Raw genomic sequence first — 6,598 nt, 5'->3', positions numbered from 1 at the left:
CCGTCCGGCAAAACCGGCCAGGTCATCCGCTTGTCCGTGGAAGCCTCGGCGCCGCATCGGCAGCACCGCGATGAACCCGATATAAGTTCACCAAACCTCCCCGTCAACCCCCTCCTCAAAACCAAAAAGAAGAAGATGCCAACGGACCAACCTCATCGGAACAGAACGACAGCCCAGCGAAGCCAGGCTATTTGCGCTTCGAACCTTTGAGAGAAGGTTTCGGCGCCAGCCGCTCAGGCGGTCGGCGTCGATGGGCGCTTTATAAGCCCAACCTCTTTTCGGTGTCAACAACCATGTGAAAGTTTTTTGACGCTTTTGTATCCCCCGTGAGACACCGCACAGGGAAGTGCAGCGAGACGGCTCTACCGCCTCACCTCCGACAAAGTTGGAGGCGAAGGATCTGCCCCAACGGCAAGGCTTTGCATCCTGTGCCGCGGCAGATACGGTCGGTTGGCCGGCCTGTGCGGACGTGTTCTAGTGTGCTAGAGCGCCGTGCGCTTCTGCGACGACAAACTTCTCTCCATGTGCGCCCTTACAAGTCGATGAGCCAGACCTCCCCAGACAACGACCATGCCGACAGCTTCGCCAAGGAGTCTCTCCGCGGGTCGTCCGGGATCGATCTCGGCCATGAGCCGCCGCTCAACGCCACGGGAGGCGGCGCGGCGGAACTCGACAGGCGAGACATCAATCTGCGCTGGCTCGGTGCGAGCGTCCTCACCGGCGTCACGGGCGCGGTCCTGATCGGCGCCTCCATCTATATCGCCCTCGAGGGAGCGACCGTATCGGCCGACCCTCCGGAACCGGCCACGATCGGCACGGCCCGAAGCGTCGACAGCCGTGTCGAGCGGTCGTCGAACGCCTCGCGCAAGGGGGATCGGCTCAACCTGACCGAGAACACGGTTCTGGCCAGGCAGAGTTTCCGGGCTCCGATGACGATCCGGAACGGTGACCGGGAGGTGATCAAGGTCCGGCAATTCGTGCGGATCGCCACCAACCTGTCCCTCTCCACCGGCACCTATGCCACCGACATCCCGCCCTTCAATCCGAGGCAGCTCTTCGTCGACAGCCCTCAGGAGCGCGCGCCGGAGGCGGCACCGGAGATCGTCGATGCCGATGTCTCGGTCGTCAGGCACGACCTCACCTCGATCGCCATCGAGGCGAGCGCCCCCGCCCTCGCGGACGAGGATGTGCTTGCCATGATCGAGGAGGAGCGCCGTTTAGCCGCCGAGGCGGGCCGGCAAGCCGCCGTCGCGATCCCCGCTCAGCAGATGCTGTCGCGCACTCTGCGGCAGCCGGAAGGACTAGGGGACGCCCTGGGCTATGCCCACACCATCGACGCCCCCTTCAGCACGATCGAGGTCCGGGTGGTCCCGGAGAACGTGACCGAGCTGCCGAAGATCGACCAGCGGGCCTCCAGCCCCCTCGTCGAGGAGCGCGATCTCGTTCTCAAGAAGGGCGAGACCCTCGAAACCGCCCTTCGCTCCTACGGAGCCACGCCGGAGCAGATCGAGGCCGTCACGGCGGCGCTCTCGGCCCGGATCAAGGTCGCCGCCCTTACGGAAGGTCAGCGGCTGCGCATCCTCATCGCGCCGGGCCCGCGCCTTGGTGACCCCAGGCAGATCGTCCGCGTGCTCGTGCTGGGCGACAGGGGAATCGAGGCCATCGCGGCCACGAACGACCGCGGCGTCTTCGTCTCCGTGACGCCCCCTCAGGACCAGAACAACGCGAACAGCGTCGTCGCCCAGGAGGAGGAAACCGGAGAAGAGGACCAAGGCGGCGTCAGGCTCTACGAGAGCCTTTACGAGACCGCCATGAAGAACGAGCTCCCGCGCGAGACCGTCGACGAGCTGGTGCGGATCTTCGGCTACGACGTCGATTTCCAGCGCCGGGTGTCGCAGGGCGACAGCTTCGAGATCTTCTTCGGATCGGACGACGAAGACGGAACGCCCGAGGTGCTCTATGCCGCCCTCTCCGTGGGAGGCGAGGCGCGACGGGTCTACCGCTATCAGGGCGAGGACGGCACCATCGACTACTTCGACGATGCGGGCCGCTCCCTGAAGAAGTTCCTGCTGCGCAAACCCATCGCCGACGGCATCCTCCGCTCGGGTTTCGGGTCGCGCCGGCACCCGATCCTGGGCTATACCCGGCCCCATACCGGCGTGGACTGGGCCAACCGGATCGGGACGCCCATCTTCGCGGCCGGAAACGGCACCGTCCTCATGGCGAAGTGGGATTCCGGCGGCTATGGCCGCCGCGTGGAAATCCAGCATACCAACGGTTACGTGACCGCCTATTCCCACCTGTCGTCGTTCGGCAAGGGCATCTTCCCGGGCACCAAGGTCCAGCAGGGCCAGGTCATCGGCTATGTGGGCAATACCGGCCTCTCCACGGGGCCCCACCTCCACTACGAGGTGATCATCAACGGCAGCTTCGTCGACCCCCTGAAGATCCGTCTGCCCCGAGGGCGGGAACTCGAAGGGCGGGGTCTCGCCGAGTTCAAGCGCCAGCGCGAACAAATCGACGAGCTCATGTCCCATGCCGGAGCCTCGGCCAGCCTCGCCCAGCGTGCCGACCTGCGCTGAGCGATGATCGACCTTCTCACGATCGTCCTGCCGGTCTTCGGCCTGATCGGCATCGGCTATCTCGCGCGCCGGACCGGCTTCGTCTCGGAGCGGATGGGCGAGGGCCTGTCGGAATTCGTATTCAGCCTGTCGGTCCCCTGCCTCATCTTCAACACCCTGGTCCGGGCCGAAATTCCCGAAGTGCAGCCCTGGGGATACTGGATCTCCTACTTTGCCGGTGTCGCCGTGGTGTGGGCGTTGGCCATGGTGCTCGGTCGGCGCCTCTTCGGCCTCAAGGGCGTCTCCGCCGTGGTGGCCGGCTTCTCGGCCGGGCAGGCGAACACGGTCTTCGTCGGCGTACCCATGATTCTGAAGGCCTATGGCGACGAGGGCGCCGTGCCGCTCTTCCTGCTGATCGCCGTGCATCTGCCGGTGACGATGACCCTCGCGACCGTCATGGCGGAAGGCCGCCAGGCCTCGCCTCTCACCATTCTCCGGCGGCTCGCGACTCATCCCATCGTCGTCGGGATCCTGGCCGGCTCTGCGCTCCGTCCCCTTGCTCCCCATGTTCCCGGTCCGGCCTGGCAGGTGGTGGAGCTCCTGGCGAGCGCCGCCGTTCCGTGCGCCCTCATTTCCATGGGAATCGCGCTACGCCGCTACGGGCTGCAGATGGGCTGGAAGCTGCCGACCCTGATCTCGGCCTTCAAGCTCGTGCTGCACCCCTTGGTCGTCCTGCTCCTGGCCACCTACGTCTTCGCCATTCCGCCGGTCTGGGCCGGGGTGGCGGTCCTGTTCGCCTCCTGCCCCTCGGGCCTCAACGCCTATCTCTTCGCCGAGCGCTACGGCGAGGGCGTCGCCCTTGCATCGAGCACCGTCACCCTCTCCACGATCCTGGCGCTGGGCACGACGCTGATCTGGCTCTACGTGCTCGGGATCGGCTGAGGCGCAAAGCCCAGGCGCTGCCACACATCTGCGGCAGATGCGCCGCGGAGGCGCAGATCGGCCAGAGCCTCGGACTGGCGGCTTTTCGAAAGCTTGTCGCCCGTCAGGTCGAGAACGAGTCCGTGGTGGTGGTAGCGCGGCGTCGGCAGGCCGAGCAGGCTCTGCAGCAGGACGTGAAGATCGGTCGCCGCCTCCAGGTCCTTGCCGCGCACCACATGGGTGATTCCCTGAAGGGCATCGTCCACCACGACGGAGAGATGGTAGCTCGTCGGCACGTCCTTGCGGACGAGGACCGCATCGCCCCAGCGTCCGGGATCGGCGGCGCAGACCTCCTCGGCCCCTTCCCGGTCGAAGCGCCGGTACCCGTGAGGCCCCGGCGCTGCGGCGAGAGCCCTGCCCATATCGATGCGCCACGCATGGGCCTCGCCCCCGGCGATCCGGCGCTCCGCCTCCCCGGCCGGGATGCCCTTGCAGGTTCCGGGATAGAGAGCTGCGCCGTCCGGATCCCGCGGCCAGGCCTGTTCCTCCACCTCGCGGCATGCGACCGCCTCGGCGATGTCCTTACGGGAGCAGAAGCAGGGATAGACGAGCCCCCTCCCCTTCAGCGTCGAAAAAGCGGTGCGATAATCCCCGAAATGCTCCGACTGGCGGCGAGCGGGCTCTTCCCATCGGAGCCCGAGCCAGGCCAGATCCTCATAGATGGCGGCCTCGTACTCGGGACGGCATCGGGTGACGTCGATATCCTCGATGCGCAGCAGGAAACGGCCGCCGAATTGGTGCGCCATCTCGGTGTTGAGGAGGGCCGAATAGGCATGGCCGAGGTGAAGCCGCCCGTTCGGACTGGGGGCAAATCGAAAAACCGGCTTCGTCACAGGGGCCTGCACTGGAAAGGACTGGATCGATGGCCACCCTCCTCGAATCGGAAGAGGTTCTCAAGAGGGGGCTCGCCGCGGTGGCCCAGGCGGATCCCGTCATCGCCAGGATCGTTGCCGCGGGAGCCGTTCCACAGCTGCGCAGGCGCCCGCCCGGTTTCGAGGGTCTCGCCTGGATCGTCGTGGGCCAGCAGCTCTCGACGGCCAGTGCCGCCGCCATCTGGGGCCGGCTGAGAAGCCTTTTCGAGCCTCCGTCGCCGGAGCGGCTCTTGCAGCTGCCGGATGAGGAACTCCGCGCGGCCGGACTTTCCGCGGGCAAGGTCCGCACCCTGCGTGCGGCGGCGTCGGACGTCATTGCCGGGAACCTGCCGCTCGAAGGCCTGCACGATCTTCCCGTCGACGAAGCCCACCGCCTTCTGACGCAGGTCAAAGGCATCGGCCCCTGGACGGCGGACGTGTATCTGCTCTTCTGCCTCGGTCATCCGGACGCGTTTCCGAGCGGAGATCTGGCCATCCAGGAGGCGGCCCGTCTCGCGTATGGCTTGGCGTTGCGGCCCGATGCCCGGCAAATGGAGGCCATGGCAGAACGCTGGCGGCCCTGGCGGGGCGTAGCCGCCAAGGTGCTTTGGGCACATTATCGGATTGCCCGGGCCCGCGAAGGTAGCCCGGTCGTTTAGCCCGCTCCGCTCGTCTCGTCGCCAGTGCCCAGAGGATCCCGATCATGGCCGTTGCCGATATTCCGCGCCTTGCTCCCCTGTCCGGTCAGGCCCGCCAGCTTGTCGTTCTCCTGCACGGCCTCGGGGCGGACGGGCACGATCTCATCGAACTGGGGCATCAATGGCAGCCTTGGCTGCCGGACGCCGCCTTCATCGCCCCTCACGCGCCCGATCCGTGCGAGGGCGCGCCCATGGGACGGCAATGGTTTCCCCTCACCTTGCGCGACCCGGCAGAGTTCTGGCGCGGGGTAACCTATGCGGGCCCGGGGCTCGAAGCCTTTCTGGATGCGGAGCTGGCGCGGTACGGGCTGCCCGCCTCGAAACTCGCCCTCGTCGGCTTCAGCCAGGGCGCCATGATGGCCCTGCATGTGGGCCTTCGTCGTCCGACGGCCCCGGCCGCCATCGTCGGCTATTCGGGCCTGCTGGTGCTGGAGAGCGGCAAGGGCCCCGAGAGCCTGAAATCCGCCCTCCGCTCGAAGCCGCCGGTTCTGCTGATCCATGGCGACCAGGACGATGTGGTGCCGGTCGAAATGTTCTTCTTCTCCAAGGAGATGCTCGCCGCGGCGGAGCTGCCGTGCCAGTGGCATCTCTCGCGCGGCGTCTCCCACACCATCGACGAGGAGGCGCTGCGGCACGGAGGGCTGTTCCTGATCCAGGCCTTCGGCCTCCCCTACCCGCGTTAGGCGATCAGGCCCGGGCGGCCTTCAGGGCCATCTGGGCGCCGGTACGGATGAGGGAAACGTCGCTGGCGATGGAGACCAGGTGGAAGCCCCTGCGGACGAGCTCGGCCGCCCGTTCGCCCGAGGCGGCATAGACGGCGGCGATCTTCCCGGCGGCCCTGGCTCGCGAGAGGGCGTGATCGAGAGCTTCCTCGACCTCGCGGCTCGTCGGGTCCATGTGCCGCCCCTGCGACAGGGCAATGGACAGATCGGACGGGCCGATGAAGATGCCGTCGATCCCGGGAATGGCCAGGATGTCGTCGACGAGGCCCAGCGCCTCCCGCGTCTCCACCATCGCGAAGGCGACGGACAGGCCGTTGGCGGCCTTGAAATAGTCTCCGCCCTGAAGGCCCGAAACGGTGAGCGCCCCATGGGGGCCCCAGCTCCGTTCCCCCAACGGGGGAAACTTCATGAAGCTGGCGAAGCGGCGGGCATCCTCGAGGGTGTTGATCATGGGCGCGATCACCCCCGAGGCTCCTGCATCAAGGCACCTGGAGGCGGCGGCGAAGTCCCCCACGGAGATCCGGACCACCGCAGGCTTGCCGGCCGCCGCGATCAGCGGCACGGCATTCATGGCGGGCGTGAAGTCGATGGCCCCGTGCTGCAGATCGAGCACGATGGCATCGAAGGCCTCGCGGGCCAGCAGGGCGGATATGGCCGGGTCGGGCAACCCGCACCATGCGGCCAAGGCGGGAGAACCGTTTTTCAGGCGGTCGAGGAATGTCGGGTTCGCAGGCATGGAGCCCTTTCTGAGCCGTATTCCGGTCTCTTGCACAACCTTGGCGAAG

Annotated in this window: 7 protein-coding genes; 5 read left to right on the top strand and 2 right to left on the bottom strand. The window is 67.0% G+C overall.

Annotated features, from left to right (window positions below; translation table 11 throughout):
- The 3 genes from LGR44_RS21305 to LGR44_RS21295 form a co-directional block, all read left to right on the top strand.
- Window positions 1–210, top strand: a 210-nt coding sequence (locus LGR44_RS21305) for a hypothetical protein (protein WP_226742730.1), incomplete at its 5' end; no start/stop codon positions are given.
- Window positions 211–542: 332 nt separating this feature from the next.
- The gene (locus LGR44_RS21300; protein ID WP_226742729.1) at window positions 543–2,582 is read left to right on the top strand and encodes a M23 family metallopeptidase; all 2,040 of its coding nucleotides are present in this window, start codon (window positions 543–545) and stop codon (window positions 2,580–2,582) included.
- A gap of 3 nt (window positions 2,583–2,585) precedes the next feature.
- Window positions 2,586–3,503: an AEC family transporter gene (locus tag LGR44_RS21295; protein ID WP_226742728.1), complete on the top strand. Its 918-nt coding sequence runs from the start codon at window positions 2,586–2,588 to the stop codon at window positions 3,501–3,503.
- Here the strand turns inward: LGR44_RS21295 and gluQRS are convergent.
- Window positions 3,482–4,375: a tRNA glutamyl-Q(34) synthetase GluQRS gene (gluQRS, locus tag LGR44_RS21290; protein WP_226742727.1), complete on the bottom strand. Its 894-nt coding sequence runs from the start codon at window positions 4,373–4,375 to the stop codon at window positions 3,482–3,484. The two genes, LGR44_RS21295 and gluQRS, sit on opposite strands and share 22 nt — an antisense overlap.
- Before the next feature lie 29 nt (window positions 4,376–4,404).
- Here gluQRS and LGR44_RS21285 point away from each other — a divergent pair, with 29 nt between their 5' ends.
- Window positions 4,405–5,052 (top strand): DNA-3-methyladenine glycosylase family protein, encoded by a 648-nt coding sequence (locus LGR44_RS21285; RefSeq protein WP_226742726.1) that lies wholly within the window; start codon window positions 4,405–4,407, stop codon window positions 5,050–5,052.
- Between the two features lie 44 nt (window positions 5,053–5,096).
- A complete protein-coding gene (locus LGR44_RS21280; protein WP_226742725.1) occupies window positions 5,097–5,774 on the top strand; it encodes an alpha/beta hydrolase in 678 nt (225 codons plus the stop codon).
- Window positions 5,775–5,778: 4 nt separating this feature from the next.
- On the opposite strand, the gene LGR44_RS21275 is transcribed toward LGR44_RS21280, so the two are convergent.
- A complete protein-coding gene (locus tag LGR44_RS21275) occupies window positions 5,779–6,549 on the bottom strand; it encodes an HpcH/HpaI aldolase family protein (protein WP_226742724.1) in 771 nt (256 codons plus the stop codon).
- Window positions 6,550–6,598 lie beyond the last annotated feature (49 nt).

Origin of the sequence: Microvirga lenta, from assembly GCF_020532555.1 — a bacterium.
GTDB lineage: Bacteria > Pseudomonadota > Alphaproteobacteria > Rhizobiales > Beijerinckiaceae > Microvirga > Microvirga lenta.
Note: the sequence above shows the minus strand (reverse complement) of the source record. Positions and strands in the feature narration are given on the sequence as shown.